Origin of the sequence: Rhizobium sp. BK251 (assembly GCF_004345245.1) — a bacterium.
In the GTDB taxonomy this organism is placed as follows: Bacteria; Pseudomonadota; Alphaproteobacteria; order Rhizobiales; family Rhizobiaceae; genus Rhizobium.
The window spans coordinates 166,751-192,732 of the sequence record NZ_SLUQ01000001.1; the positions used below are offsets into that span (position 1 = coordinate 166,751).

The following is a 25,982-nucleotide window of genomic DNA, read 5'->3' on the forward strand; positions in this document are numbered from 1 at the left end:
CGGAGCTCTGAGCGATTGCGCTGCCAGAACGTGCCGTTTCCCTGGCTCTAGAAGTTGAAGAGCTGATAGTCCGTCTGGCTGTCGCTGTCATCCTGGATATCGGGTGCCGACGGTGCGGCGACGTATGTGACGGTATCGGCAGCTTCAAACGGCGCGGTGCGCTCTGCAAGGGCCGGTACGTCGAAGTGAACCGGCTCAAGTCCCGCTTTCGCACGTTCCACCATGAGCTCATAAGCGCGCTCGAGATGGGCAGTGAAGCGGTCGGCGTCGAAGAGGGGCTTCATGAAGCGGTTGTCGTCGAGCCGCCGCTTGTAGCCGGCGATGCGCTCCGGGTCGTTGGCGAGAGCGACGGCCATCTCCTCGTAGGCGGTCGCGTCGTCGGCGATCAACTCGGGTAGGCCGATGGCGTTCAGCAGGCTCTCGCTGACGCGTGAGGCAAAGTTGGTGCCCTTGAGCGTGAGCGCTGGCAGTCCAGCCCACAGCTGCTCGGAGGTGGTCGTATGGCCGTTGTACGGCCAGGTGTCCAGAGCGAGGTCGGCGGCGCGAAGACGGCTGATATGGTTCTCGTACCGTGCCCGCTGGCAGAATATTACGCGCTTGCTGGGAATGCCGCGCTTGCGGAAGCGCGCAGCCAGGTTGGCCTGGCTCGCCTCCGATGTGGTCATCAGCCATAGCACGCTATCGGGCACGCGCTTCAGGATGTTGCACCAGACGTCGACAGCCTTGGCCGTGATCTTGCGGTTGGCGTTAAATGACGCAAAGACGAACTTGTCCTCCGGCAGGCCGAGTTCGCTACGCGAGACCGGGGTAGGTGCCGGTCTGTGAACCGGATCGTTCGGCTGATAGGTTTCGGGGAGACGGACGAATTTCTCGTCGTAGTGGGGCTTGGCGGTATCCGGCAGAACGTAGGGATCGCCGATGACGTAGTCGATGTCGGTATTCACGGTGCTGCCCGGGAAGCCCAGCCACGAAACCTGGATCGGCGCAATCTGGTGATTGAGGATGTCGTAGCGGCTGTCGGACGTTGGACCTTTGAGGTCCACGAGAATGTCGATGCCCTGGTCTCGCATCGCCGAGACGGCTTCCTCGTTGGACATGCCGCCAACGCTGACGATTCGTCCCCAGCGCGTGCGGTCAGCGCGGTTGCGCAGGATCTGGTCTTCCGGCGTGTGGCAATAGAGCGTCACATCGAAGCGACTGCGGTCGTGCATCTCCAGCACCCTTTGCAGCAGCTTCATCGTCGCGTGTCCGTCCCAGAAGTCGGACGAGAGATATCCGATGCGGATCCGTTGCTCCCAGGCATGAGGCTGCGAGCGACGCTTGCGCCGATGCTCCTCGCTGATCGGGCGGGTGCCGGATATGGCAAGCCGGTTCAGGGCCTCGTCGTTGCACCACTGCAGATTGTAGAACGCCGTTTCCTTTTCGAAGAAGCTTGTGTCGCCTTCGGCAATCAGGCGGTCAACGAGTGGCTGATGCCGATCTGTCGCCTCGAAGTCGCAGATTTCGCGGCAGAGAATGAGGTAGAGCAGGCGTAGCGGGACGACATCGGGAAAGCGCCGGAACAGCGTTCGGACGAGCGCGTCGACGCTGCGGTCATGCGGGTTGTTGGTCAGCAAGAAAATCGACAGTCGGACATGATCGGGGTTGCTGCTTTCGCCGAGCACCTTCCTGAAGGGGCTGAGCAGGTCATCGCGGCCGCGCTTCAGGTAGATGGATGCCAGGATGAAGGCAATGTCGGCGTCGTTCTGGGCACGTGCCATCAGGCGAAGCCCTAGAAGAAGCGCGTCGTCCTCGTGGCCGCACTCGAAGTGAAGCATCGCGGCCCTGCGCATGTATTCGATGCCACCCTGTCCATCCAGGTTGCCCGCAAGCGCAAATGCCTTGGCGGCGTCACCCTTCATGCCGAGCTTCACGAGGTTCTTCGCGAGCAGGGCATATGTCTTCGCATCCTTCTGGTCGTTCAGAAGCATGTTCAGCTTTTCGAGGGATTGGACATAGCGGCCGCCTTGATAGTCCTTCGATGCCGCCGCGAATGAAGCATTGTTGTTCAAAATCGACCCCGCTTGAAATCCACCCGCGAATGCCGAGGCGAACTCGCAGCGTTCGTGCCGAACGCCACAAATCCCGTGCTCGCGGACCCATAGGCGTCAACCTTCGCATGTGAAGCTTGCTTGAAGCCGGAGCGTCCGCATCGGGCATGTTGCACGCGGAGACATGCGCTTTGGGGCCTTCATCAGCAATTAACCATTTGCAATTGCTATCAATCTCGCGTTTCGATCTTAAGGAGTTTGCAAGACTTCAATGTAAGATTGTCTCTCGACATGACGGGTTTGGTCCAAGCAATTCGAGGGACCGAGGAGCATGAAGCTGAACTGTCATCGCCGGTATCAAGTCCGGTAATGTCCTCCTTTTGTATTCAGTTTTCGGGGACAATCACCTATGACGAGCATTAACACCAATAACGCTGCAATGGCCGCTCTCCAGACGCTGCGGTCTGTCAACAGCAACCTGACCTCCACCCAGAACCACGTTTCTTCGGGCCTTCGCGTCGGCAAGGCTGCTGACAACGCTGCCTACTGGTCGATCGCAACCACCATGCGTTCCGACAACAGCGCTCTTTCGGCTATTTCCGACGCCCTCGGCATGGGCGCCGCCAAGGTCGACACCGCCTACACCGCTGTCGACAGCGCCATCGACGTCGTTACCGAGATCAAGGCCAAGCTTGTTGCCGCTACCGAAGAAGGCGTTGACAAGGTCAAGATCCAGGACGAAATCACGCAGCTCCAGGATCAGCTGGAAAGCATTGCTGCATCGGCTTCGTTCAACGGCCAGAACTGGGTCCAGAACACTGTCGGCACGACGATGAGCGTTGTCTCGTCCTTCGTTCGTGACGCCAGCGGCGGCGTTTCGGTCAAGACGACCGAATACACCTCCACGGCGACCGACCTCCTGCTCGACGACACGGGCACGGGCGGCATCCTCGGCGCAAGCGGCGCTGCCTCCAGCGACTCGATCGTCGGCTTCAGCATCGACAACACCACGACCAAGGGTGACATCGACAAGCTGCTGACGGACGTCGAAACCGCGCTCAAGAGCATGACCTCGCTCGGCTCGAAGCTCGGCTCGATCGCAACCCGCATCGACATCCAGAGCAACTTCGTCTCCGCGCTCAGCGACTCGATCGACTCCGGTGTTGGCCGTCTCGTCGATGCCAACATGGAAGAAGAATCGAGCAAGCTGACGGCTCTGCAGACGCAGCAGCAGCTCGCGATCCAGTCTCTCTCGATCGCAAACAGCTCGACGCAGAACATCCTGTCGCTCTTCCGCTAAGCCGGACGAGCCCAGTCGAAGAAATCGAAGCGGTCGGCCAACGCCGGCCGCTTTATCTATTAAAATCCGGTTAACCGCACTCTTGGTTAAGATGCGGTTTTTTTTATGTTTTTTCGGTTTCCAGTTCAGTTTTCCTTAACCATCTTGCGGTCATCTAGGGACATCGAAACGACGAGCCTACCCCAACACGAAAGGGTGGCAGGCATGAAGCTGAACGTCGTTCCCCGGTGAGCCCGGAATGCCCTTCATCACATAGCCAACAAGGGGCAACCTATTATGACCAGCATTCTGACCAACAACTCCGCTATGGCCGCTCTCCAGACGCTGCGGTCGGTCAACAGCAACCTGAGCACCACGCAGAACCACGTTTCTTCCGGCCTTCGCGTCGGCAAGGCTGCTGACAACGCTGCCTACTGGTCGATCGCAACCACCATGCGTTCCGACAACGGCGCTCTCTCGGCTGTTTCCGACGCCCTCGGCATGGGCGCCGCCAAGGTCGACACCGCCTACACCGCCGTCCAGAGCGCCATCGACGTCGTCTCCGAGATCAAGGCCAAGCTCGTTGCCGCTACCGAAGAAGGCGTTGACAAGCTCAAGATCCAGGACGAAATCACGCAGCTCCAGGACCAGCTGGAAAGCATTGCTGCATCGGCTTCGTTCAACGGCCAGAACTGGGTCCAGAACACGATCGGCACGACGATGAGCGTTGTCTCGTCCTTCGTCCGTGACGCCAGCGGCGGCATCTCGGTCAAGACGACCGAATACACCTCCACGGCGACCGACCTCCTGCTCGACGACACGGGCACGGGCGGCATCCTCGGCGCAACCGGCGCTGCCTCCAGCGAATCGATCGTCAGCTTCACGATCGACAACACCACGAGCAAGGCTGACATCGACAAGCTGCTGACGGACGTCGAAACCGCGCTCAAGAGCATGACCTCGCTCGGCTCGAAGCTCGGCTCGATCTCAACCCGCATCGACATCCAGAGCAACTTCGTCTCCTCGCTTAGCGACTCGATCGACTCGGGCGTTGGCCGTCTCGTCGACGCCAACATGGAAGAAGAATCGAGCAAGCTGACGGCTCTGCAGACGCAGCAGCAGCTCGCGATCCAGTCTCTCTCGATCGCAAACAGCTCGTCGCAGAACATCTTGACGCTCTTCCGCGGCTAAGGTCGTCCAATAATCAGCGGCGCGATCGCCTCGCGCCGCACCGATCATTAAGAAACCGCGTCCCTCGGGGCGCGGTTTTTTTGTGCCGTTAACACTCGATTAACTATAATCGGTTTCTCTACGCCTCAACGCAACGGTGAGTTAACCAATCCTAACGCTTGGTTAGCGGGCATGAGGCCGAATGCCGTACCCGGAGGAGCTCCGGTCTGTCCTTTCCCAAATAATCATTGCGACAGGGGCACGAATTCTTATGTCAAGCATATTGACCAATGTTGCGGCGATGGCCGCGCTTCAGACATTGCGCTCGATCAACAACAGCCTGGAGGAAACACAGAACCGGGTGTCCTCTGGCTACCGCGTCGAGAAGGCTTCCGACAACGCCGCCTACTGGTCGATCGCGACCACGATGCGCTCCGACAACAGCGCGCTTTCCGCCGTTTCCGACGCGTTGGGCCTCGGCGCCGCGAAGGTCGATACTGCCTATGCCGCGATGGACAGCGCCATCGATGTCGTCACGCAGATCAAGTCGAAGCTGGTAGCAGCGACCGAGCAGGGCGTGGACCAGACGAAGATACAGGAAGAAATCGACCAGCTGCAGGAACAGCTTCTCAGCATCGCGCAGTCAGCTTCATTCTCGGGCGAAAACTGGGTCCAGGGGATCGGCACGAAGAGCGTCGTTTCGTCCTTCGTCCGCAATGCTGACGGTACGGTGCAGGTCCAGACGACACAGTATATTCTCACCGACGGAACGAACGGCAACGTCCTGTTCGTAAGTGGCAGCACCGGCGGTATCCTGGGCAGCACCGGTGGCGCGTCGGGTGTTTCCGTCTTCGATACCGACATCACCAATGGAACCGACGGGGATATTGCCAATGCACTCAGCGATGTCGAATCGGCCCTCGGCGCCTTGACAAAGGCTGCTTCGCAGCTCGGCTCGATCTCGACCCGTATCGGCCTGCAGGAGACCTTCGTTGCCTCCCTCAGTGATTCGATCGAGTCCGGTGTGGGCCGTCTCGTCGACGCGGACATGGAAGAGGAATCGAGCAGGCTGACAGCTTTGCAGACGCAGCAACAGCTCGCCGTCCAGTCGCTGTCGATCGCCAATAGCAGCGCCCAGAACCTGCTCACGCTGTTCCGCAACTAAGGCAAGACACCGTAAAGCAAGTCGAGCCGCGCCTTCGAGCGCGGCTTTTGCTTTTGTTCGGTTGGCAAATTCGCGAAGCTTTACCGAAGCTTGCTGTCGCGCTGCGGCGAACGGCTTACAGCTTGCGCGGCGGGTCAATCTTTTGTTAACTCCGTGCAACAGCTGATTTGCTGCGAGCGACGCACCGGTGGCCGAAGTGCTGGCGGAGGCATGACGCCGTATGGTCGCAGCCGGTGTTTCCGGCCTGGTTCCCTTCATCATCCATAGGCTAGTCGATGACCACTTCGATTACGAACGCGGCCGCGCTGTCGGCTCTCATCGTTCTGCGCGGCGTCAACAAGGAATCCGAGATCACGCAGAAGCACGTCGCTTCTGGCTATCGCGTCGAGACCGCCGCCGACGATGCGACATACTGGTCGATGGCGACCACGATGCGATCCGACAGCAGCAACCTTTCAACCATCTCCGACGCGCTGGGGATGGGGTCGTCCAAGGTCGATATCGCTTATACGGCGATGAGCAATGCGGTCGATCTTGTTACCGAAATACGTACGAAGCTCGTCGCCGCGCGCGAGCCCGGCGTCAGCATGGACCAGGTCAACGCCGAAATCACCGCGCTCAAGGAACAGCTGAAGTCGGTGACCCACTCCTCTACCTTCGCCGGTGAGAACTGGCTCCTCAATACGAATACGAACATGCCGGCAAAGAACTCGGTCGTCGGCTCCTTCACGCGCGGGCCGAGCGGCGAGGTCTATGTTCAGACGGCCGATTTTCCTGCGGCCGACTCCCTGCTCATCGATACGGCAAATGCGGGTCGCGGCATCCTGACAAGGGATTACGACGCCAATGCCTATTGGCCGGACGGGACGACGACGCCCCGCAACTACTACCTTGTCGATGACGGATCCACGATCCCGGCCGGCGGCAAGGAAATCGCGCTCGACGAGAACACGACTTCGGCCGACATCGACGACATGATCAGCGTCACCGATGCGATCCTCAAGACAGTCACTACCTCGGCCTCGAAGCTCGGGACGATGAAGTCGCGCATCGAAAGCCAGGCGACGTTCGTTACCGATCTCGGAGACATCATCGACAAGGGCGTCGGCCGTCTCGTCGACGCCGACATGGATGAGGAATCGGCCCGGCAGAAGGCGGTGGAGACGCAGAAACAGATGGGCGTCCAGGCAATCGCCATCGCCAACGATGCGTCAAACAAGCTGCTGCTATTGCTCGAATAGTCGCGCATGAGGCCGGCGGTTGAGCGCCGGCCCCATTCATCCTCGCACAAGTTTGAATTCCTAGTCTGCACGCCAGAGGTGCCCGTTTGCCGGCGTCTCAGCAACATCGGGGCGCGTTTCGCGCGACGGATACCGGAAAACGTAATGATTAACGTTTTGGAAACGGAATTGATTTTCAATCAAGTCTATTGGGAGACCTGCGGTTCCAACACGCAGCGCAGGTTTGACATATGAACAGCCCGCTTGCCCGGTACCTGAAGGATTTTGGCCAGATGGCGCCTGCGGCCCATACCTTTGTGCCGGATCCGCTCGAAGACGATATTTCCATGGGCCTCAACGATTTCCCCGACGAGCCGCCGGCGGATATCGAGGCCGAGCGCCAGCAGGCCTATGCGGAAGGCCAGGAGGCAGCAACCCGTGGCCTGTCTGAAACGCACGAGGCCGAGATCGAGGCGATGGCGGAGGCGCATCGTGGCGAGCTGGACGCGCTGAAGCAGAAGCACGAGGCGGAGGTGGCGGCGCTGATGGCCGTGAAATTCCGCGAGATCGCGGCGGAAGTCGCCCGTGCCGTGAGCGATGGGGCAGCGACGGCGATTGCTCCGGTGCTGAGCGAATCCGTGGCGCAGGCATCCATTGCGAACCTCGCGCGGCTGCTCGAGGAGGCGATCCTTGAAGGCGCGGCCGGACCGATCACGGTCAAGGGCCCTGCAGCCCTCTTCGAACGCCTTCAGAGTGAAATCGCCAGCGGCTCAGGTCTGCTGCGTCACGTTGAGGCCGATGACCTGGACCTGTCGGTGGACGTCGGTGAAGCCGCTCTCGTGACGCGGATCTCTGCATGGACCGCCAGCCTGAAGAAAGTTCTGGAATGAGCGAGACGGAAAACCACCACCACGGAAAGAACGAGATCATTATCGTCAAGCGGCACAGCGGCGGCGATCATGACACTCATCATGGCGGCTCGTGGAAGATTGCCTATGCGGACTTCATGACGGCTATGATGGCCTTCTTCCTGGTGATGTGGCTCGTGAATGCCGCCAACGAGGAGACGAAGGCGTCGGTCGCATCCTATTTCAACCCCATCAAGCTTGCGGACGAAAAGCCGACAGCAAAGGGCCTGAAAAAGCCCGTCGACGATGCAGACGGCGAAGAGACCCGAGAGCGGTCCAAACAGAAGGCGGAGGAGGAGACACAGGGCGCCGCCGCCGCAGACGGCAACGACCAGACGTCGTCCTCGGGTGATCAGACCAACTATTCCGAAGCCGATTATTTCGAGAACCCCTATTCCGTCCTGGCCGAGATCGCCCAGGAAGTCGGCCAACAAGCCAATGTCAGCGCCAAGGGTGAGGGCGGTGCGAGCGATTCTGGGCCGGCGACCGGCGCAGATGGCGGCCAGGCCTATCGCGATCCGTTCGATCCGGACTTCTGGACGAAGCAGATCGAGGTGACGAGCGCGGAAAAGAAAAACGAGGCGACGGCAGCGGAGAAGACAGAGACACCGGCTGAAGGCGAGATCGCTGCGCTGGCCAAGAGCGCAGGGACTTCCTCCGAAGATTCGACCGGGACACAGGACGCGCAGGCGGCCAATGCGGCTACCAACGCCGGGACTGCCGAGCAAAAGCCCGAGCAAGCAGAGCAGCAGACCAAGACGCAGGACGCCGCCCAGCAGGATGCAGCCAAGAAGCTCCAGGACGAGATCATCCAGAAGATCGGCGGAGCAGCGGGTAAGCTCGCGGAAAGTCTCGTCGTCACGCCGTCGGAGGGTGGCCTTTTGGTCAGCATTTCCGACCAGGGCGACGACCCGATGTTCAACGTCGGATCGGCCGTGCCGCGCAAGGAGATGGTCCTCGCCATGGAACAGATCGGCAAGATCCTCGCAAGCCGCAGCGGTGTTATTCTCATCCGCGGCCATACGGACGGACGGCAGTTCAAGGGTAGCCTGAACGAAAACTGGCGCCTCTCGATGGACCGCGCACAGAGCGCCTACTACATGCTCGTGCATGGTGGGCTTGATGAAAAGCGGATATCCCAGGTCTCCGGCTTTGCCGATCGCCGCCTGAAGATGCCGGAAGACCCGTTCAATCCTGCCAACCGCCGTATCGAGATATTGATACAGGCAGATCAAGGCTAGTCCCATGGCGCGTCCGCAGCATCGCTTCTGGCTGTTTGCCGCCCTTGGCCTTTCGACGCTTGCACCCGGCGCGAGTCTTGCCGAGGACGCGGGCGAGCTTGCGCCATACAAGATGCTGCGTTCGCTGCAGTTCGTTCAGGATTCCGTCGTGCTCGGCGACCACTCCGCCGCCGAGATGCAGCGCTTCATGCTGACGACGATCGACAACAGGTTCCGCACGGTCGAAGCCGCGGCTTTCGACGATCCGCGCAATGTCGATGCGGCGCTGATCTATGGCATGAGCGGCGGCAATCCGGAGACACTGGAATATCTGGTATCGCGCGACGTGGACGGTCACTTTGACAACCGCGTCACCGATGTCCTGAGGAAATACCTCGGCGGCAAGGGCCTTCTCGTCGGCAAGACGCTTGTGGCTATGGCCAAGGAATACCGGGAGCAAAAGATAGGCCCCTACCTGGCGCTGATCGGCGGCAACGTCATGATCGCGACAGACCCGAAGGAGGCCCTGCAGCTGTATGACTGGGCGAGGCTTTCTGCGCCCGGGACTATCGTGGAGGAAGCTGCACTTCGCCGGTCGATCGCAATCACTACCGATGCAGGCATGGCTAAAGAGGGTCTGTCCTACTCGGGACGATATGTCCGCCGGTTCCTGCACTCACCCTACGCAAGCCAGTTCGCCGATCTGTTCGTGAGGCTCGCTGTTGAGCATTATGGCGAGGTCAAGGACGACGATATAACCACCATCCTCTCGTTCATGGATGACGCCAGGCAGCGCGAGGTCTATCTGCGGCTGGCGCGGAGCGCCGCGATCGCCGGCAAGGGCGAGTTGGCACGACATGCCGCTGAACAGGCCCGGGCGCTGACAAGTGGTGGCGACGACGCGTTCGGCACGCTCGCGGGTTTCTACGGCGGCGTGGCCAGCGTCCCGACCTCCAATGTCGGGGCGGCCATGAAGGATATCAGCGACGTGTCCGAAAGCGAACTCTCGCCGCGTGACCGTGCGCTGCGTGCGGCGGCAAAGGCGGTTGCTGAAGCCGTCCTGCGGGCACCCGATCCGAAAAGCCTGACGCAAGGCTCAACTTCTATTCCTGCTAATGAAGAAAAGGCTTCTGAAACTCAGATCCCTGACATCGCCGCGGCACCTGCCGTAAATGATGCCGGTGGGGGCGAGACGGCCCCTCGGGCCGAGCACGGAAGCACACAGGAGGGGCAGGAGGCCGATAACTCGTTCAGTTCGTTCGTCACGACGAGCCGATCCAAACTGGACGAGATCGATGGCCTGCTGGAGCAGGAAAGCAATTGACCATGGATATGAGCGTTTCAGGCAGCACAACAGGCGCAGACGCAGTCTCGGCGTCGAATTCCGGGCGGGCCGGCAGCAGGGCCGGCGACGCCCCGCAAGGCGGCGGTTTCCTTGAAGCGCTCGCGAATGCCAAGGGCGGAGAGAGCGAAAGTCAGGGTGGAAGCGCGGACGCTGCGCAAGGCGGAAGCTCGCAAGGCGGTGCCCCGGCCGGCAGCGTAAAGGGCGGGCCCGGCTCATCCCATCACGCCAAGCCGCTGATCGATATCGGCAATACCGCGATCGCAACGGATCCTGCAGCTGCGGGCGATATGCCGCGCGGGAGTACTGCTGAAGCGGAGGCGGCTCTTGGCGATGCGAGACCGAATAAGCCGTTGCCGCACGCGGCAGCTACCGCGGAAAGCATCAAGGATGCGACCGGCCAGAAAGATCTCCCGCATATCGCCAAGACCACCGGCACCCAGAAGGATGCCAAGGACAAGGTCGAGAAGGATTCCGCCGACGACTCGCTCTCGGATGTGTTGACGCTTCTCAAGGGTGGTGATGGAACCGACCGCGCCATTCCGGCGCAGACGATCGCCGGGGCCGCACATGGTCACGGCCAGGAGCTTGGCCCGCGCCGAACCCAGGACGATCTGACAGCGAGTGGCGCTCTCGCAAATGTCGATCAGCAGGCAACTGAAGCAGTTCCTGGCGCCGAGACAAGCGATGCGGGCAGGACGTTCAGGCTGAGCCGGGCCGATGGCCGCGGCAAGTCAATGGATATGACGATCAACGCCGGCAAGGACGGCGTCGAGACCGAGACGCGGTCGGCGCAGGGCGGCGACGTGGAAAACGTTTCCGTGCTCGAATCCCGGCGCTTCATCGGTCTGGCCCAGGGCTCCAATTCGGCAGCGGTCGCTGCTGCGATGACAGGCGATTCCGAATGGGCGAGTTCGATGCAACCGGGCTCGGCGCTCTCCAACGCCGCGGCGTGGACAAGCACGGGCAAGGTCGTCAATATGCTGAAGATCCAGATGCATCCGATCGACCTCGGGCTCGTTACGGCAACGATGCGCCTCAAGGGAGACGAGCTCAGCGTCGATCTCAAGGTCGAGACACCAGCGGCATACCGGCAGTTGCGCGAAGACCATACGAAGATCGTCGAGGCGCTGCGTGCCCAGGGCTATGCCGTCGACAATATCACAGTGAGCATCGCTCCGACCGATCGCTCGGACGCCGGCGCGCAATCGAATTTCCAGGGACAGTCCTCGCAGCAGCAGTCATCGGCCAACCAGGGGCAGGGCAGTGAACCGCAGGCGCGTGGAGAAGGCCGGGCAGAACAGCGGACAAGTGACAATGACGGCTTACGCAATGCGAATGGCGGCGGTGCTGAGGAGCGCATTCCTGGCCTTGCTGGGCGCGGCAGCTCTGGCGACGTCTACCTCTGAGGTCAAGGCGTCGAACGGCGCTTGCGAGCGCGAGATACAGTCGGCCGCAGCAAAATACGGCATTCCCGAAGGTATCCTCTACTCGGTCGGTCTCACGGAGACCGGGCGGAAAGGCTCCCTCTATCCGTATGCGATGAACATTGAGGGGAAGGCGGTGTTCCCGCCCTCCGAGCAGGATGCGTTGCGGCAATTTGCTGCGGCCAGGCAGGGCGGCGCAAAATTGATCGACATCGGCTGCATGCAGATCAACCACTACTTCCACGGCGAGAATTTCGCGTCGGCGCAGGACATGTTTGATCCGCATCGCAATGTAGAATACGCGGCGAAGTTTCTCCAGAACCTACATGCGCGCCACGAGACCTGGACGATGGCTGTTGCAAGATATCACGCCGGGCCAAATAACGATCCCGCGCAGAAGAAATATGTCTGCCGGGTCATAGCCAATCTGGTCGCGACGGGCTATGGCAAGTGGACAGCCAACGCGGCAAATTTCTGTCAAAATTAAGCAACCAAAAATGGAATAAATCCGTTTTCGCATTTGTGCCACAATATGGCAGGAATGCGGAGGAAAAGTGTTGCGCAATAGGCATGTCAAGTTGCTGTTAACTTCTCCACGAAATTTTTGTGGCATATAAGCTGTGAACATACTAGATCTAGAGCAAATCGGCGCTCGGATCTTAATCAATTGTTAATTCCCGCCATTAACTTCCTCCAGTTGCCGCTGATTCGCTCGATTCGTACCCATTGCATATCGAGGCACCACACTGATTCGGAGGCGGACGAATGATCGTAGTGGTTGATGAGCGCGAGCTCGTTAAAGACGGCTATACTTCTCTTTTTGGGCGCGAGGGAATTCCTTCGACCGGGTTTGATCCTTCTGAGTTTGGCGAATGGGTACAGACGGCCGCCGATTCGGATATCGCGGCAGTTGAGGCCTTTCTGATCGGCCAGAGCCAGCACTCCCTGGAGCTGCCGCGTGCAATACGCGACCGCTCGCAGGCGCCGGTGATCGCCGTCAGCGACCAGCCCTCGCTGGAAAATACGCTTGCCCTGTTCGACTGCGGGGTCGACGACGTGGTTCGCAAGCCGGTTCATCCGCGGGAAATCCTGGCACGGGCGGCTGCCATTCGCCGTCGCCTGAAGGCGATCGCGAACTACACCGAGATCGGCGCGATTCGGGTCTATTCCGATGGCCGCGATCCGGAGATCAACGGCGAGGTCTTCGCTCTGCCACGGCGCGAGCGCCGCATCCTGGAATACCTGATTGCCAATCGTGGCCGCCGGGTCACGAAGACGCAGATCTTCAATGCGATCTACGGCATCTTCGACGAGGAAGTCGAAGAGAACGTGGTCGAAAGCCACATCTCAAAGCTGCGCAAGAAATTGCGCAAGAAGCTTGGTTTCGATCCCGTCGATTCCAAGCGCTTCCTTGGTTACTGCATCGATTGGAACTGATTTCAGCAGTGCCTTGCGCCAGGGGCGCGGTTGCATATTTCGCGCCGCCTCTCGTCAGACAGCCTCACGCAAGGCCCAAATCATATTCTTTCCATAACGAGCGAAATGAGGATTTCAGATGAGCATTTTCGGCAGCATGAAGACCGCGGTTTCGGGAATGAACGCACAGGCGAACCGCCTCAGCACCGTCGCCGATAACATCGCGAACGTTAACACGACCGGTTACAAGGGCGCTTCGACGAGCTTCTCCTCCCTCGTCCTGCCTTCGACTGCCGGCAACTACAATTCCGGCGGCGTGCAGACGACGGTTCGCTATGCGGTTTCCCAGCAGGGCGACATTTCCTACACGACGTCGAGCACCGACCTTGCGATCTCCGGCGACGGCTTCTTCATCGTGCAGGGCGGTGACGGCATTCCGGTTCTCACTCGTGCCGGCGACTTCACGCCGGATGACATGGGCAACCTCGTGAACTCTGCCGGCTTCACGCTGATGGGCTACCCCTACAGCTCTGGAGCGCCGTCCGTGGTCGTCAACGGCTTCGAAGGCCTCGTGCCGGTCAACGTCATGCAGCAGGGCCTGACTGCGATCGCGTCTACGTCAGGTACCTTCAGCGGCAACCTCAAAGCCAGCTCGCCGGCGGTCCCGCTTGCGAACCGGCCTAGCGAAAACCCGACCGGTACGCCGCCGGTGACGTCCAGCACCTGGAAGACGTCGATGGTGGCCTATGACAAGCTGGGCAACACCGTAACCTACGACCTCTACTTCACCAAGACTGCTGAAGCGGACCCGACTGCCACGCCTCCGACCGAGGCCGCCTGGGAAGTCGCGATCTATCGTGCGGCGGATGCGGCGACCGGCGGTACGAGCTCCTTCCCCTACAGCACCGGCCCAGTCGCGACGGGCGCCATGACTTTCGACGACTACGGCAAGCTTACGAGCGGCGGTTCGGTGACCATCGCCGACCCGGCCACTGGCCTCAGCATCGGCATGAATCTTTCGAACTTCACGCAGCTCGGCGCCGACTTCCAGGGAACCGGGTCGCCGAACGGCCAGGCAGCAAGCCCGGTGACGGATGTAAAGATCGACGCCGACGGCACCGTCTACGCCAAGTACAAGGATGGCAGCACGAAGGCGCTCTACCGCGTTCCGCTGGCGACCGTTGCAAGCCCCGACAACCTGACCCTGATGAGCGGCAACGTCTACAGCGCGAACGGCCAGTCGGGCGTTACCGTGACCGGGTTCCCCATGACCAACGGCATGGGCACCATCCAGGCCGGTGCGCTTGAAGGCTCGAACGTCGACCTCGCCGGCGAACTGACCGAGATGATCGAAGCGCAGCGCAGCTACACCGCAAATTCGAAGGTGTTCCAGACGGGCTCGGACATCATGGACGTTCTCGTCAACCTGAAGAGATAACTAGGGCGCCGCATCAGCCATGTCGCTTACTTCTGCACTCAATACCGCGCAGTCCATATTCAACAATACCGGCACCCAGAGTAGCGTGGTATCGAACAATATCGCGAATGCCGGCAATGCGGACTACGTCCGACGCCAGGCGATGATCTCCACGTCGCTTAACGGCGCGCAGGTCGTCAGGAACTCGCGTGCGCAGGAAGAGGCGCTCCAGCGGCAGTTTCTGGATGCGAAATCGGCTGATGCTGCCCAACAGCGACTTCTGAAGGGCTTGACGGACATCAAGGCCACGCTCGGCGGCAACGACTACGAAACGTCGCCTGCGACTTACCTTTCCGAGTTGCAAGACGCGCTCCAGACCTTCGCCGCTTCGCCCGGCAGCATCACCGCAGCCCAGAGTGCGGTTACCGCCGCACAGGACGTGGCGAATTCGTTGAACAAGGCCTCGACATCGATCCAGACGATGCGCACCGAGGCTGACAAGGAAATCTCGACCGCGGTCGATAACCTGAACGGGCTGCTCTCGGAGTTCAAGCTCGCCAACGATGCGGTCAAGGCGGCGACGGCGACCGGCGGCGATCCGAACGACGCACTCGACCGCCGCGACGCACTGCTCAAGCAGATTTCGCAGATTGTCGGCATCAAGACCTATGCGCGCGCGAACAACGACATCGCGATCTACACGAACGAGGGGATCACCCTGTTCGAGACGATCCCGCGCACTGTCTCGTTCCAGTCGACCAACGCCTTCAGTGCCGATGGTCCCGCAGGCAACGCGGTTTATATCGACGGCGTGGCTGTCGGAGCGGGCAAGGGTGCAAACACGACTGGGCAGGGTACCATCCAGGCCTTGCTGCAGATGCGCGACGAGGTCATACCGACCTACCAGTCGCAGCTGGACGAAATCGCGCGCGGTCTCGTCAATATGTTCTCCGAAACGGGTGGCACGCCGCCGACGACACTGCCGGGACTGTTCACCTGGGGTGGCGCTCCCGCGTCGACAACCGGCGGCACGATCATCGACGGTATTGCGGCGAGCATCAAGGTCGCTGGTGGCCCGACCGGCGTCATCACGTCCGAGGGCGGCGATCCCATGCGGCTGCGCGACGGGGGCATCAACGGGACAGCCTACGACAAAAACCCGCCGCCAAACAAAAGCAGCGGCTATTCTGACCAGCTCGACGCCTTCATTAGCGCGATGGGCACGAAGATGGCCTTCGATCCCGCCGCGGGCGTCGACTCCAACGCCACCATCATGGACTTCGCCTCGAATTCGATCGGCTGGGTGGAAGACAAGCGCAGCAACGCGACCGCCGCGGCCGAGAATAGCACAGCGCAATTGTCGCGCTCCAACGAGGCCTATTCCAACGAGACCGGCGTCAACCTGGACGAAGAGTTGTCACTGCTTCTCGATATCGAGCAGTCCTACAAGGCTGCGACAAAGATACTTAACGCGGTCGACGAAATGTTGAAGTCGCTGCTGGAGATTGCGAGCTAAGTCATGAAATCATCATTTATTTCAAGTTCGGCAATTCAGAATGCTATGAGGCTGACGATCCGCCAGTCTCAGAACCAGATGATCAAGGCTTCGCAGGAAGCGACGACGGGCCGCTATGCGGATATCGGTATCTCGCTCGGCGGTCACGCAGCCAAGAGCGTCGACTTTTCGCGCGAGGTCTCGCGGATCGACGCGATCGTGAAGAGCAATTCCGTCGTCAGCCAGCGGCTCGAATCCTCCCAGGTGGCACTCTCTGCCATGGGCAAGGCCGGCCAGGAGATGCTCGACCAGCTGATCGCGCTTCGCGGAAACGACGATTCGAGCAGCGTCCAGCTTGCGAACCAGACGGCGACGTCTGCGCTCGCAACGCTGATGAGCTATGGCAACACGATGGTCAACGGCGAGTATCTTTTCGCTGGGATCAATACCGATGTGCAGCCGCTGACAGACAAGACGAGTGATTTCACGACCGAGATCAATGCTCGACTGACGGCCTACATGGCTGCCCAGACCCCGCCGGTGGCCACGAAGGCCGACTTGACCGGCGATCAGATGACGGATTTCATCGAGACTGAAGTCGAGCCGATGTTCACCGACGACAGCCAACCGGCACCCTTCAACTGGGCAAGCTGGTCGAGCGCTTCTAGCCAGAACATGACGAGCCGGATCAGCAACTCGGAAGTCATCGAGTCCTCGACGAACACGAATTCCGAAGGCATGCGCTACTTCGCGCTCGCATCGGTCGTGACGACTGCACTCATGGGCCAGGGCCTTCCGACCGGCGCTCTGAACGCCGTCAATGACAAGGCGATCAGCTACACGCGCCAGGCAATCGACGGCCTCACCGATCAGCAGAGCCAGCTCGGCCTCTCTGAGGAGCGGGTCACGAAGGCGAATGATGCGCTCGATGCGCAGAAGGACATCATCCAGAACAAGATCGTCGACCTCGAGGGCGTCGATCAATACGAAGCATCCACGCTGGTAAACACTTTGGAAACCCAGTTGGAGACAGCATACACCATCGTGGCGAAGATCCAGCAGCTGAGCCTCGTAAACTACCTTTGATGATCAAAGGCAGGCAATGACCAAGAAGGATGCATGAATGTATCAGTTCTCCTATGCCGAGATCATGCAGGATGACGTGGCGGACGCCAAGGAGCGCGAACGCCAGGTGTTGGATCGGTCGATATCGCTGCTGGCGATAGCGCGGGACAAGGGAAAATATTCGCGCGAAGCCATCGAAGCACTGTTTTATACGCGGCGCGTATGGACCGGCTTCATCGAAGACTTGAAGAGCCCCGAGAACCAGCTCGAAGTAGAGCTGCGCGCCAATCTCATCTCCATCGCGATCTGGATACTGAAGGAATGCGAGAAGATCAGAAGGCGCCAGTCGACGAACTATCAGGGCATTATTGACGTCACCACCATCATCAGGGATGGATTGAAATGAAAAGTACCCTACGAATTTCGCTTAAGGCCGGTGAACGGATTTTCATCAACGGCGCCGTGCTTAGAGTCGACCGCAAGGTCGCGTTGGAATTCCTGAATGATGTGACGTTCCTTCTCGAAAACCATGTCCTGCAGCCGGAAGGCGCCACGACGCCGCTGCGCCAGCTCTATTTCATCGCGCAGATGATCCTCATCAACCCCGAGGGCAAGGAGCAGTCGGTCGCGCTGTTCCGCAAGTCGGTGGTCATGCTGCTGAATTGCTTCAAGAACGAAGCGGTACTGGCCGAACTCAAGCGGATCGATGCCCTGGTCGCGAGCGGCAGGGCCTTCGAAGCCCTGAAGGCCATTCGCACCCTTTATCCGATCGAGGACAACATTCTGAACAATCAGGAGATGCCGGCGGCCACGGTCGAGCAGATCCGCAAGGAGATCGCACCATGGCGGTAGACCCAATCGGCTCAAGCACTTCGACGAACAAGTCGAGCTCCAGTTCGCCCGCCGCAAGCGCGGCGAGCATGAATTACAACAGCTTCCTCAAGCTCCTCATCGCCCAGATGAAGACGCAGGATCCGACCGATCCGATGGATGCGAGCGAGCAGGTCGCACAGCTCGCGACATTCTCGCAGGTCGAGCAGACGATCCAGACGAATTCGAAGCTGGATACTATCCTGCAGAGCCAGACGCTGACTCAGGCCGCTACCTATATCGGCCAGACGATGACGAGCGCGGACGGAACCATTTCCGGCGTCGTGGAATCGGTCAAGGTCTATTCGGACGGCCTTATCGCGACGACCAAGGACGGCAAGAACATCCTGATCCAGCCCGGCATCACGATCGGCACGCCGCCGGCTTCCGAAACGCCCGATGACGGTGGCGAATCGAGCAGCGCCTGAGCTATAATTCCGCGGCTCGATGGAGGGTCCGAGGATGAATGAAGCTGATGCGCTTGATATTCTGCAAGCGGCTGTCTGGACGGTTTTGATTGCATCCGGCCCGGCCGTCCTTGCGGCGATGGTTGTCGGCCTGATCATCGCGCTTATCCAGGCCCTGACCCAGGTGCAGGAAGTCACGCTGACCTTCGTGCCCAAGATCGTCGCGATCATGATCGCCATCGGCGTATCCGCGCCCTTTATCGGGGCGCAGATATCGATCTTCGCCAATCTCGTCTTCTCCCGCATTCAATCCGGCTTCTGAGGGCGCCGCTTCACCGGTTGCGCTCAGTCGCCTTGTGGTTGACCGCCAGCCTCGCGCGGCCACCCTCGCGCAAGCTTCGCCCTCTAGTTCTCGATCTGAATTGGGCAAGTGGGTTCTCCGTTTGCCTCCCTCTCATGAAGAGACGGATCAGAGATGGCGCAACCACCCGCAATACCTCTCCCTAAAGTGACGCCGAGCATGAGGGACATCGGCTTTGCCCTGGGCATCGTCGTCATCCTCTGCGTGCTCTTCCTGCCGATCCCGCCCTTTCTCATCGATATGGGCCTGGCATTCTCGATCGCGCTCTCCGTCCTGATCCTCATGGTCTCCCTATGGATCCAGAGACCCCTCGATTTCTCGTCATTCCCGACCGTGCTGCTGATCGCCACGATGGTGCGATTGTCGCTGAACATCGCCACGACGCGCGTCATTCTCTCGCATGGACACGAGGGTCATAATGCGGCCGGCGGCGTCATTGCCGGCTTCGCGAGCCTTGTGATGTCGGGCGATTTCGTGATCGGTCTGATCGTCTTCCTGATCCTGATCACCATCAACTTCATCGTCATCACCAAGGGCGCCACACGTATTGCAGAAGTCGGTGCGCGCTTCACCCTCGACGCCATCCCCGGCAAGCAGATGTCCATCGACGCCGACCTCTCGGCCGGCATCATCGACGAGAAGGAGGCACAGCGCCGCCGCCGGGAGCTCGAGGAAGAATCCTCATTCTTCGGCGCGATGGACGGTGCTTCGAAATTCGTGCGCGGCGACGCCGTCGCCGGCCTCATCATCACCGCGATCAACGTCTTCGGCGGCATCATCATCGGCTATTTCCGCCATGGGATGCCAATCTCCGAAGCCGCCGACGTCTTCGTGAAGCTGTCGGTTGGCGATGGTCTTGTGTCGCAGATGCCGGCGCTGATCGTTTCGCTTGCGGCCGGTCTTCTCGTCTCGCGCGGCGGCACGTCCGGCTCCACCGACCAGGCGGTCGTCAACCAGCTGAGCGGCTATCCGCGCGCGCTGTCGGTCTCCGCGGTCCTGATGGGCATTCTTGCAATCATGCCAGGCCTGCCGACACTCCCCTTCCTCGCCCTCGGTAGCGTGCTTGCCTTCGGCAGCTGGTTCATCCCGCGCCAGATCGAGGCGGAAAACAACGCGCGTCGCGAGCAGGAGGAAAAGAAGGTCGTCCAGTCCAAGGAGTTGGAGAAGGATTCGGTCAAGTCGGTCCTGAAGACTGCGGAGATCGAGCTCGCGCTTGGCAAGATGGTCTCTACGCGCCTGCTCGGGGCGCATCAGGAGCTGGCTTTCCGCGTCGGCAAGATGCGCAAGAAATTCGCGACCCAGTACGGGTTCGTCGTGCCGGAAATCAAGGTCACGGACGACATCTCGATCGCGGAAAAGTCCTATCAGATACGTATCCATGGCACGACGGTCGCTTCGAATATGCTCCGCGTCGGCGAAGTGCTCGTTGTCACCGGCTCGGGTCGCAAACCGAGCGTGCCGGGCGATGAAATCAGGGAACCCGCCTTCGGCATGCCGGCCGTCTCGATCCTCGAGGCCTTCACCGAAGATCTGAAGCGCGAAGGCTTCCAGCCGATCGACAACGTCTCTGTCGTCCTGACGCATATGAGCGAAGTCATCCGCAACAACCTGCCGCAGCTTCTGTCCTACAAGGACGTAAAGATCCTGATCGATCGCCTCGATCCCGAGTACAAGAAGCTCGCCGATGAGATTTGCTCCTCGCACATGTCCTATTCGGGCCTGCAGGCTGTCCTCAAGCTGCTGCTCGCCGAGCGCGTCTCGATCCGCAACCTGCATCTCATCCTCGAAGCAGTGGCGGAGCTCGCCCCGCATGTCAGAAAGACGGAACAGATCGTCGAGCATGTGCGAATCCGCATGGCGCAACAGCTTTGCGGGGACCTGGCGGACAACGGCGTGCTCCGCGTCCTGCGTCTCGGCAGCAAGTGGGACCTCGCTTTCCACCAGGCGCTGAAACGCGACGCCAAGGGTGAAGTCGTCGAGTTTGACATCGATCCGCGCAGCCTCGAGGAGTTCAGCGAGCAGGCGACGAAGGTTATCCGTGAATTCATGGATCGCGGCCTGCCATTCGCCCTTGTCACGTCACCGGAAACACGCTCCTATGTGCGCATGATCATCGAGCGCCTGTTCGCCACGCTTCCGGTTCTGTCGCATGTCGAGCTGGCAAAGGGCATCGAGATAAAGATTCTAGGCTCGATTTCATGATTTCGGATCCCCAGGGGACCATCCTTGCGCTTTTCATCGCCTTTTGCCGAATCGGCACCTGCGTGATGATCCTGCCGGGTTTTTCCTCTTCGCGGATACCGGTGCAGATCAGGCTCCTCATCGCAGTGGCCCTTTCGATGGCGATGCTTCCGGTCCTCTGGGACACCATCTATCCCCGCGTCTCGGCTCCGGGCGCGACTTATATAGGGCTCATCTTCACCGAATCTCTGGTGGGGGCGATGTACGGCATGCTTGCTCGCCTCTACACGTTGGGCCTGCAATTCGCCGGCACGATCATATCGATGATGATCGGCTACAGCACGCCGGGTGCGGTCGATATCGTCGAGGATACCTTTGAGACCGGCCTGACGAACATGATCACCTTCTCCGGTCTCATGCTTCTCTTCATCCTCGACTTTCACCACATCGTCTTCCGCGCGCTCATCGACTCCTATTCGGTCGTTTCGCTTGGTGCGGAGATACAGATGCGCAGCAACCTGATCTCGATCACAGACACGTTGGAGTCGACGACGTACATCATGCTGCGGCTCTCCAGCCCGTTCATTCTGTATGGTCTGATGTTCAACGTCTCCATCGGTTTCATCAACAAGCTCGCGCCGCAGATACCGGTCTACTTCATCTCGACTCCCTACCTTCTCATGGGCGGGCTGTTCATGTTCTACCTTTCCATCGCGGCGTTGGTCAGCCAGTTCGCCGATGCGTTCGGAAATGTCTTCATCGGCAGGTAGGCGGAGGCGCGATTGGCAGAGAAGAACCGTTCCGAAAAGCTCAAACGCCTCGTCGAGTTGCAGCGCCATGTGGAGCGCATGGCGGAGAACGAACTCGCCGAAACGAGCCGGGTGCGCGAAGAGGTCAATCGCTCGATGGATCGTGTCATCGATGCCATCGGCTCGGTCGATCCGGTGCATCAGGTGTTCTCGCAGAACTATGCGGAGCGCTTCGGGCGGCTGATGATCAAGGATCAGCAGCTATCCGGCATGCAGAAGCTGCATGAAATGAAGGTGATGCGGGAGCGCACCAAGGGCGACAGGCTGGAAGAGAACATGCGCGAGGCGCGCAGCCTGGAGCAGCGTGAGGCGGACGACGAGGCCGTCTACGATATCATCGACCAGCAGATCGCAACGCCAGCCTCCAGCAAGCTTCAAAAACCATAATCGTCACGAAATTCAATGAAAGGAAGTGACGTGGCTATATCACCCCCCAGTGATTTGGTCCTTGATGTTGTCAGGGCGGCCGATCCGGCCGAAGTGCAGGCGGCTCAGGAGAAGTTGAAGGCAAACCAGGCGGCATTCGCCGCCAGCAGCCTTGCCGAAAATGGCAACGGGTTTGCAAATGCCGTCGATGTACTGGACCGCATCGAATCCAAGAGCCCCCTCGGCGACATCCGGAATCGTACAAAATCCGAGGAGGTGCCGGAGGCTTATCGCAAGTTCGAGGCAATGGTGCTCCAGAACTTCGTCAAGTCGATGCTGCCCTCCGAAAGCGAGAACGTCTACGGCAAGGGCGCGACCGGCGAAATATGGAAGGGCATGATGGCAGAACAGCTGGGGAATGTCCTGTCGAAGAGTGGCGGCGTCGGAATTGCCGAGCAGATGTATTCCGAGCAGCTGGCGCGAGAGCGTGGTGCGGGCGTGGTGAAGGCATCCACGGACGAGAACGATCGCAAGGTCGCGCTCAGCATGATTGATGAGTTCCAGCGCAAGACTTTCGGTACACCGACTGCGGAAACAAAAACCACAAAGGACGCGTGAGGGGGACATGGAAATCATTTCGAACGACTACAGGATCAAGTCGGTTCTCGGACGCCTGGAGATGATCATCGACAACGAGAATGATCGGATCGGCCGGGACCCGCAGTTCGACCTCAAGGTCTCGAACGCGCACAAGAGCCGTTGCCTCTATGAACTGTCGATGCTCTTCAAGGACACGGATCCCCAGGAGCTCGCGGAGACCCACATCGATCAGCTGCATGGGCTGAAGAAGAAGCTCGCTCTGAACGCCCGCCGCGTCGAAGCGCACCTTGAAGCGGTGCGGGCCGTTGCCGACCTGCTCAAGAGCGCTGCCCAGGAGGCCGATGCTGACGGCACCTATTCGCAGGAACAGTTCACGGCGCGTGGATACTGATGATCAAGCTCGTCCTGACCGGCATCTGGGTCTGCGCCATCACATTGGCGTCGGTCTATTTTTCCGTGGAAATGGCGACGGCACCCGTCGCCGATCCGGATGCCGCGAAGAAGGACGCGCTCGAGCTTGTGCGTGGTGAATCGATCACGGTTCCCATCATCTCCAACGGCGCGATCAGCGGCTACTTCCTCGGCCGCATTTCCTTCATGATGAACAAGGAAATGGTCAAGGACGTCGAACTGCCCCTGACGGAGTTGACGACCGACGAACTCTTCACGCTTCTGGTCGGCAACAAGATGATCGACTTTGCCCATCTTGCATCGTTCGACGTGAAGGCCTTTCGCGACCAGATCAAGACGAACATGAACCAGCGCATGGGCGGCGACTACATCTCCGACGTCCTCGTCGAGAAGCTGGATTACCTCGCCCGGGACGATATCCGCCCGGACGGCTCGGCAAAACCGATGCGGACCGGCAAACCGGTGACGATCGTGGGCGAGCCGTCGCAGGCGGCTCCCGCTGCTGCCGCAGGACACTGATCCGAAAGCTGCGCATTGCGCAAACAGTCTCGAGGGCCGCTTCCGAAAGGAGCGGCCCTTTTTCGTGTTTGTTGCGAAGCGTTTCACCGCGGGAAGGAGACGCATCTGCATGGTTAATGCAGTTCTAACTCTTCCCCTCGAATACAAAGTATTTCCATAAGAAATATTTCGTCCGTGGCTGATATAGATGGATGTAATATTCCGGTATTTTCATCACGGCAAGTATTTTCATAAAATACGATGTATCGTGAATGGTTTTTGCTGCAGATCATGCCTGATTGCCCAAGAACTAGCCGAAAGAGCGGAATGGTCGTCTCCGGCGCCGAAAACGGCGGAAGGAGTGCTGGTCATTTTCCGAGGTCGCCGCGCGTTGCGTCTTCGGCAGGGGGTAGGGATGAATCTGATCGCAAATTTCGCGGTGCTTGCCTCGCGTCGAACGATATTCGACATCCCGGTCTGTGACCTCGGCTGGGATGAAGCGCTGACTTTCACCAGCGAACTCGCCTCCCTGCCCGTCGGCCAGACGATCATTTCCTTCGTCAATGCGCACAATCTGCTCCTGGCCGTACGGGACGAGGAATATCGCGATGTGCTGTCACGCACGCTCGTTCTGCCGGATGGCATCGGCCTGGATCTTGCTTCGCATGTTGCCCATGGGTCCTCCTTTCCGGCCAACCTGAACGGCACCGATTTCGTTCCGGCGCTGCTGACCTTCATGGAGAGCCCCAGGCGCATCGGCCTGATCGGCGGGCGCCCGGAGGTGCTCGAAAGCGCGGGCCAGCGGTTGCGCGCGCATACGCCCTGGCACGAATTCATTGGCATCTCCGACGGTTTCTTCGACAAGGATGACAGCAGTGCAGTCACCGATGAGGTGGCGCGGCAAAGGCTGGACATCCTCATCGTCGGCATGGGAACCCCCCTGCAGGAGAAATGGGTCTACAACAACATTCGACCCGAGCATGCGCGACTCGTGCTGACGGTTGGTGCGTTCTTCGATTTTGCCTCGGGCGCCGTGCCGCGCGCGCCGAAGGTAGTCCGCACATTGCGCCTCGAATGGAGCTATCGCCTGCTTCAGGAGCCGCGGCGTCTCTGGCGGCGTTATCTCCTCGGCATACCGCGGTTCCTTTATCAGGTGGCCCGCCATCGCTTCGCGCGCCGCAGCCGGGTCCCGCAACCGCCGAGGCCGGCACCGGTTGCGCCTCCGCGCCGCATCGAGCGGGACCGCGCAGCGGGCTGAGTATCGCTTGCGCCGCGGCTCCTCGCGCGGCCCGTCGATTTCACGCAGGCGCCTTTGGCTTTGTCCTTGCAATTACCGCTTTTAGACATGATAGGGCGTTGGCAGGCAAACTTGTCTGGCGGCACGCCTATAGATTCGCGGCCGACCTGAAGCGCAGGAGGAACGCGTGACGACAGTGATCGACGGCAAGCAGGTAGCGGCTTCGGTAATCGAGGCGGTAAAATCCGCCACAGCGGCGCTGGAGGCGGAAAGCCATATCAAGACGGGTCTTGCGGTTATCATCGTCGGCGACGATCCGGCAAGCCATGCCTATGTCGGTGCAAAGAGCCGCATGGCGAAGGAAAGCGGCTTCAAGTCCGTGCAGCACACGCTGCCCGCAGAGACGACGCAGGAGGAGCTCGCTGCCTTGGTGCAGTCGCTCAACGCCGATCCGTCGATCCACGGCATCCTCGTCCAGCTGCCCTTGCCTAAGCATCTGAAATCGGAGCCGATCATCCAGTCGATCCTGCCGGAAAAGGACGTCGATGGCCTCCATGTCGTCAATGCCGGCAAGCTTGCCATCGGCGATCTCGATACGGGGCTCATCTCCTGCACACCCGCCGGCGCCATGATATTCGTCAAGCGCACGCATGGCGCGGATCTGTCCGGCCTCAACGCCGTGGTGATCGGCCGCTCCAACCTCTTCGGCAAGCCGATGGCGCAGCTTCTCCTCAATGCGAACGCCACGGTGACGATCGCCCATTCGCGCACAAAGGATCTGCGGGCCGTTTGTCGGAATGCCGATATCCTGGTCGCTGCCGTCGGGCGTCCGGAAATGGTCAGGGCGGATTGGGTCAAGCCGGGTGCCACCGTCATCGACGTCGGCATCAACCGCGTTCCGGCGCCGGAGAAGGGCGAAGGCAAGAGCCGCCTCGTCGGCGACGTCGCCTTCGAGGAATGTGCGAAGGTCGCAAGCGTCATCACGCCGGTGCCGGGCGGGGTGGGGCCCATGACCATTGCGATGCTGATGGCGAATACCGTCATCGCCGCCCACCGAGCGGCCGGAAAGCCTGCGCCAAAATTCTGAA

Annotated in this window: 26 protein-coding genes; 25 read left to right on the plus strand and 1 reads right to left on the minus strand. The window is 60.1% G+C overall.

All coding sequences use genetic code 11. The annotated features are described in order from the left end of the window. Positions 1–47: 47 nt before the first annotated feature. A complete protein-coding gene (locus EV286_RS00835; protein WP_132955103.1) occupies positions 48–2,051 on the minus strand; it encodes a glycosyl transferase in 2,004 nt (667 codons plus the stop codon). A gap of 388 nt (positions 2,052–2,439) precedes the next feature. Here EV286_RS00835 and EV286_RS00840 point away from each other — a divergent pair, with 388 nt between their 5' ends. The 25 genes from EV286_RS00840 to folD all read left to right on the plus strand — a co-directional run bounded on the left by EV286_RS00840 (position 2,440) and on the right by folD (position 25,981). Beyond that, positions 2,440–3,330, plus strand: a complete 891-nt coding sequence (locus EV286_RS00840; protein WP_132955104.1) for a flagellin — start codon at positions 2,440–2,442, stop codon at positions 3,328–3,330. A 276-nt stretch (positions 3,331–3,606) separates the two neighbouring features. Further along, a complete protein-coding gene (locus tag EV286_RS00845; protein ID WP_132955105.1) occupies positions 3,607–4,500 on the plus strand; it encodes a flagellin in 894 nt (297 codons plus the stop codon). A gap of 250 nt (positions 4,501–4,750) precedes the next feature. Further along, on the plus strand, positions 4,751–5,644 hold the full coding sequence (locus tag EV286_RS00850; RefSeq protein WP_132955106.1) for a flagellin: 894 nt from the start codon (positions 4,751–4,753) through the stop codon (positions 5,642–5,644). Between the two features lie 275 nt (positions 5,645–5,919). Then, positions 5,920–6,885: a flagellin gene (locus EV286_RS00855; RefSeq protein WP_132955107.1), complete on the plus strand. Its 966-nt coding sequence runs from the start codon at positions 5,920–5,922 to the stop codon at positions 6,883–6,885. Positions 6,886–7,211: 326 nt separating this feature from the next. Then, positions 7,212–7,754 carry a hypothetical protein gene (locus tag EV286_RS00860; RefSeq protein WP_245500581.1) on the plus strand — a complete coding sequence of 181 codons (543 nt, stop codon included), beginning with the start codon at positions 7,212–7,214 and terminating at the stop codon, positions 7,752–7,754. After that, positions 7,751–9,013, plus strand: coding sequence for a MotB family protein (locus EV286_RS00865; RefSeq protein ID WP_132955109.1), 1,263 nt, complete (start codon positions 7,751–7,753; stop codon positions 9,011–9,013). Before EV286_RS00860 ends, EV286_RS00865 begins: the two co-directional genes overlap by 4 nt. Before the next feature lie 4 nt (positions 9,014–9,017). Continuing rightward, a complete protein-coding gene (gene motC / locus EV286_RS00870) occupies positions 9,018–10,316 on the plus strand; it encodes a chemotaxis protein MotC (protein WP_132955110.1) in 1,299 nt (432 codons plus the stop codon). A gap of 2 nt (positions 10,317–10,318) precedes the next feature. Then, complete coding sequence (locus EV286_RS00875) at positions 10,319–11,743, plus strand: flagellar hook-length control protein FliK (protein WP_132955111.1); 1,425 nt, start codon at positions 10,319–10,321, stop codon at positions 11,741–11,743. After that, positions 11,673–12,248 (plus strand): transglycosylase SLT domain-containing protein, encoded by a 576-nt coding sequence (locus tag EV286_RS00880; RefSeq protein WP_132955112.1) that lies wholly within the window; start codon positions 11,673–11,675, stop codon positions 12,246–12,248. The genes EV286_RS00875 and EV286_RS00880 overlap by 71 nt, the downstream gene beginning before the upstream one ends. Positions 12,249–12,526: 278 nt before the next feature. Next, positions 12,527–13,198, plus strand: a complete 672-nt coding sequence (locus tag EV286_RS00885) for a winged helix-turn-helix domain-containing protein (RefSeq protein ID WP_132955113.1) — start codon at positions 12,527–12,529, stop codon at positions 13,196–13,198. 118 nt (positions 13,199–13,316) lie between these two features. Next, positions 13,317–14,615 (plus strand): flagellar hook protein FlgE, encoded by a 1,299-nt coding sequence (locus EV286_RS00890; protein WP_132955114.1) that lies wholly within the window; start codon positions 13,317–13,319, stop codon positions 14,613–14,615. A gap of 19 nt (positions 14,616–14,634) precedes the next feature. Further along, positions 14,635–16,110 carry a flagellar hook-associated protein FlgK gene (gene flgK / locus EV286_RS00895; protein WP_132955115.1) on the plus strand — a complete coding sequence of 492 codons (1,476 nt, stop codon included), beginning with the start codon at positions 14,635–14,637 and terminating at the stop codon, positions 16,108–16,110. Between the two features lie 3 nt (positions 16,111–16,113). Continuing rightward, positions 16,114–17,175: a flagellar hook-associated family protein gene (locus EV286_RS00900; RefSeq protein ID WP_132955116.1), complete on the plus strand. Its 1,062-nt coding sequence runs from the start codon at positions 16,114–16,116 to the stop codon at positions 17,173–17,175. A gap of 37 nt (positions 17,176–17,212) precedes the next feature. Then, positions 17,213–17,560 (plus strand): flagellar biosynthesis regulator FlaF, encoded by a 348-nt coding sequence (flaF, locus tag EV286_RS00905; protein WP_132955117.1) that lies wholly within the window; start codon positions 17,213–17,215, stop codon positions 17,558–17,560. Further along, entirely contained in the window at positions 17,557–18,006 is a 450-nt protein-coding gene (gene flbT / locus EV286_RS00910) for a flagellar biosynthesis repressor FlbT (RefSeq protein WP_132955118.1), read from the plus strand. Before flaF ends, flbT begins: the two co-directional genes overlap by 4 nt. After that, complete coding sequence (gene flgD / locus EV286_RS00915) at positions 17,997–18,452, plus strand: flagellar hook assembly protein FlgD (RefSeq protein WP_132955119.1); 456 nt, start codon at positions 17,997–17,999, stop codon at positions 18,450–18,452. Before flbT ends, flgD begins: the two co-directional genes overlap by 10 nt. Positions 18,453–18,486: 34 nt before the next feature. Further along, on the plus strand, positions 18,487–18,753 hold the full coding sequence (gene fliQ / locus EV286_RS00920; RefSeq protein WP_132955120.1) for a flagellar biosynthesis protein FliQ: 267 nt from the start codon (positions 18,487–18,489) through the stop codon (positions 18,751–18,753). Between the two features lie 153 nt (positions 18,754–18,906). Continuing rightward, complete coding sequence (flhA, locus tag EV286_RS00925) at positions 18,907–20,994, plus strand: flagellar biosynthesis protein FlhA (RefSeq protein WP_132955121.1); 2,088 nt, start codon at positions 18,907–18,909, stop codon at positions 20,992–20,994. After that, entirely contained in the window at positions 20,991–21,743 is a 753-nt protein-coding gene (locus tag EV286_RS00930) for a flagellar biosynthetic protein FliR (protein WP_132955122.1), read from the plus strand. Before flhA ends, EV286_RS00930 begins: the two co-directional genes overlap by 4 nt. 12 nt (positions 21,744–21,755) lie before the next feature. Next, entirely contained in the window at positions 21,756–22,169 is a 414-nt protein-coding gene (locus EV286_RS00935) for a hypothetical protein (protein ID WP_132955123.1), read from the plus strand. Between the two features lie 30 nt (positions 22,170–22,199). After that, positions 22,200–22,766 (plus strand): rod-binding protein, encoded by a 567-nt coding sequence (locus EV286_RS00940; RefSeq protein ID WP_132955124.1) that lies wholly within the window; start codon positions 22,200–22,202, stop codon positions 22,764–22,766. Positions 22,767–22,773: 7 nt separating this feature from the next. After that, complete coding sequence (locus EV286_RS00945) at positions 22,774–23,139, plus strand: hypothetical protein (protein ID WP_132955125.1); 366 nt, start codon at positions 22,774–22,776, stop codon at positions 23,137–23,139. After that, positions 23,139–23,678 carry a hypothetical protein gene (locus tag EV286_RS00950; RefSeq protein ID WP_132955126.1) on the plus strand — a complete coding sequence of 180 codons (540 nt, stop codon included), beginning with the start codon at positions 23,139–23,141 and terminating at the stop codon, positions 23,676–23,678. The genes EV286_RS00945 and EV286_RS00950 overlap by 1 nt, the downstream gene beginning before the upstream one ends. Positions 23,679–24,072: 394 nt before the next feature. Further along, positions 24,073–24,915, plus strand: coding sequence for a WecB/TagA/CpsF family glycosyltransferase (locus tag EV286_RS00955; protein ID WP_132955127.1), 843 nt, complete (start codon positions 24,073–24,075; stop codon positions 24,913–24,915). A 166-nt stretch (positions 24,916–25,081) separates the two neighbouring features. Next, complete coding sequence (gene folD, locus EV286_RS00960) at positions 25,082–25,981, plus strand: bifunctional methylenetetrahydrofolate dehydrogenase/methenyltetrahydrofolate cyclohydrolase FolD (RefSeq protein ID WP_132955128.1); 900 nt, start codon at positions 25,082–25,084, stop codon at positions 25,979–25,981. Position 25,982 lies beyond the last annotated feature (1 nt).

Coding starts and splice junctions, on each gene's coding strand:
- EV286_RS00840 (WP_132955104.1), top strand. CDS start 2,440: ATGACGAGCATTAACACCAATAACGCTGCAATGGCCGCTCTCCAGACG.
- EV286_RS00845 (WP_132955105.1), top strand. CDS start 3,607: ATGACCAGCATTCTGACCAACAACTCCGCTATGGCCGCTCTCCAGACG.
- EV286_RS00850 (WP_132955106.1), top strand. CDS start 4,751: ATGTCAAGCATATTGACCAATGTTGCGGCGATGGCCGCGCTTCAGACA.
- EV286_RS00855 (WP_132955107.1), top strand. CDS start 5,920: ATGACCACTTCGATTACGAACGCGGCCGCGCTGTCGGCTCTCATCGTT.
- EV286_RS00860 (WP_245500581.1), top strand. CDS start 7,212: ATGGGCCTCAACGATTTCCCCGACGAGCCGCCGGCGGATATCGAGGCC.
- EV286_RS00865 (WP_132955109.1), top strand. CDS start 7,751: ATGAGCGAGACGGAAAACCACCACCACGGAAAGAACGAGATCATTATC.
- motC (WP_132955110.1), top strand. CDS start 9,018: ATGGCGCGTCCGCAGCATCGCTTCTGGCTGTTTGCCGCCCTTGGCCTT.
- EV286_RS00875 (WP_132955111.1), top strand. CDS start 10,319: ATGGATATGAGCGTTTCAGGCAGCACAACAGGCGCAGACGCAGTCTCG.
- EV286_RS00880 (WP_132955112.1), top strand. CDS start 11,673: ATGGCGGCGGTGCTGAGGAGCGCATTCCTGGCCTTGCTGGGCGCGGCA.
- EV286_RS00885 (WP_132955113.1), top strand. CDS start 12,527: ATGATCGTAGTGGTTGATGAGCGCGAGCTCGTTAAAGACGGCTATACT.
- EV286_RS00890 (WP_132955114.1), top strand. CDS start 13,317: ATGAGCATTTTCGGCAGCATGAAGACCGCGGTTTCGGGAATGAACGCA.
- flgK (WP_132955115.1), top strand. CDS start 14,635: ATGTCGCTTACTTCTGCACTCAATACCGCGCAGTCCATATTCAACAAT.
- EV286_RS00900 (WP_132955116.1), top strand. CDS start 16,114: ATGAAATCATCATTTATTTCAAGTTCGGCAATTCAGAATGCTATGAGG.
- flaF (WP_132955117.1), top strand. CDS start 17,213: ATGTATCAGTTCTCCTATGCCGAGATCATGCAGGATGACGTGGCGGAC.
- flbT (WP_132955118.1), top strand. CDS start 17,557: ATGAAAAGTACCCTACGAATTTCGCTTAAGGCCGGTGAACGGATTTTC.
- flgD (WP_132955119.1), top strand. CDS start 17,997: ATGGCGGTAGACCCAATCGGCTCAAGCACTTCGACGAACAAGTCGAGC.
- fliQ (WP_132955120.1), top strand. CDS start 18,487: ATGAATGAAGCTGATGCGCTTGATATTCTGCAAGCGGCTGTCTGGACG.
- flhA (WP_132955121.1), top strand. CDS start 18,907: ATGGCGCAACCACCCGCAATACCTCTCCCTAAAGTGACGCCGAGCATG.
- EV286_RS00930 (WP_132955122.1), top strand. CDS start 20,991: ATGATTTCGGATCCCCAGGGGACCATCCTTGCGCTTTTCATCGCCTTT.
- EV286_RS00945 (WP_132955125.1), top strand. CDS start 22,774: ATGGAAATCATTTCGAACGACTACAGGATCAAGTCGGTTCTCGGACGC.
- EV286_RS00950 (WP_132955126.1), top strand. CDS start 23,139: ATGATCAAGCTCGTCCTGACCGGCATCTGGGTCTGCGCCATCACATTG.
- EV286_RS00955 (WP_132955127.1), top strand. CDS start 24,073: ATGAATCTGATCGCAAATTTCGCGGTGCTTGCCTCGCGTCGAACGATA.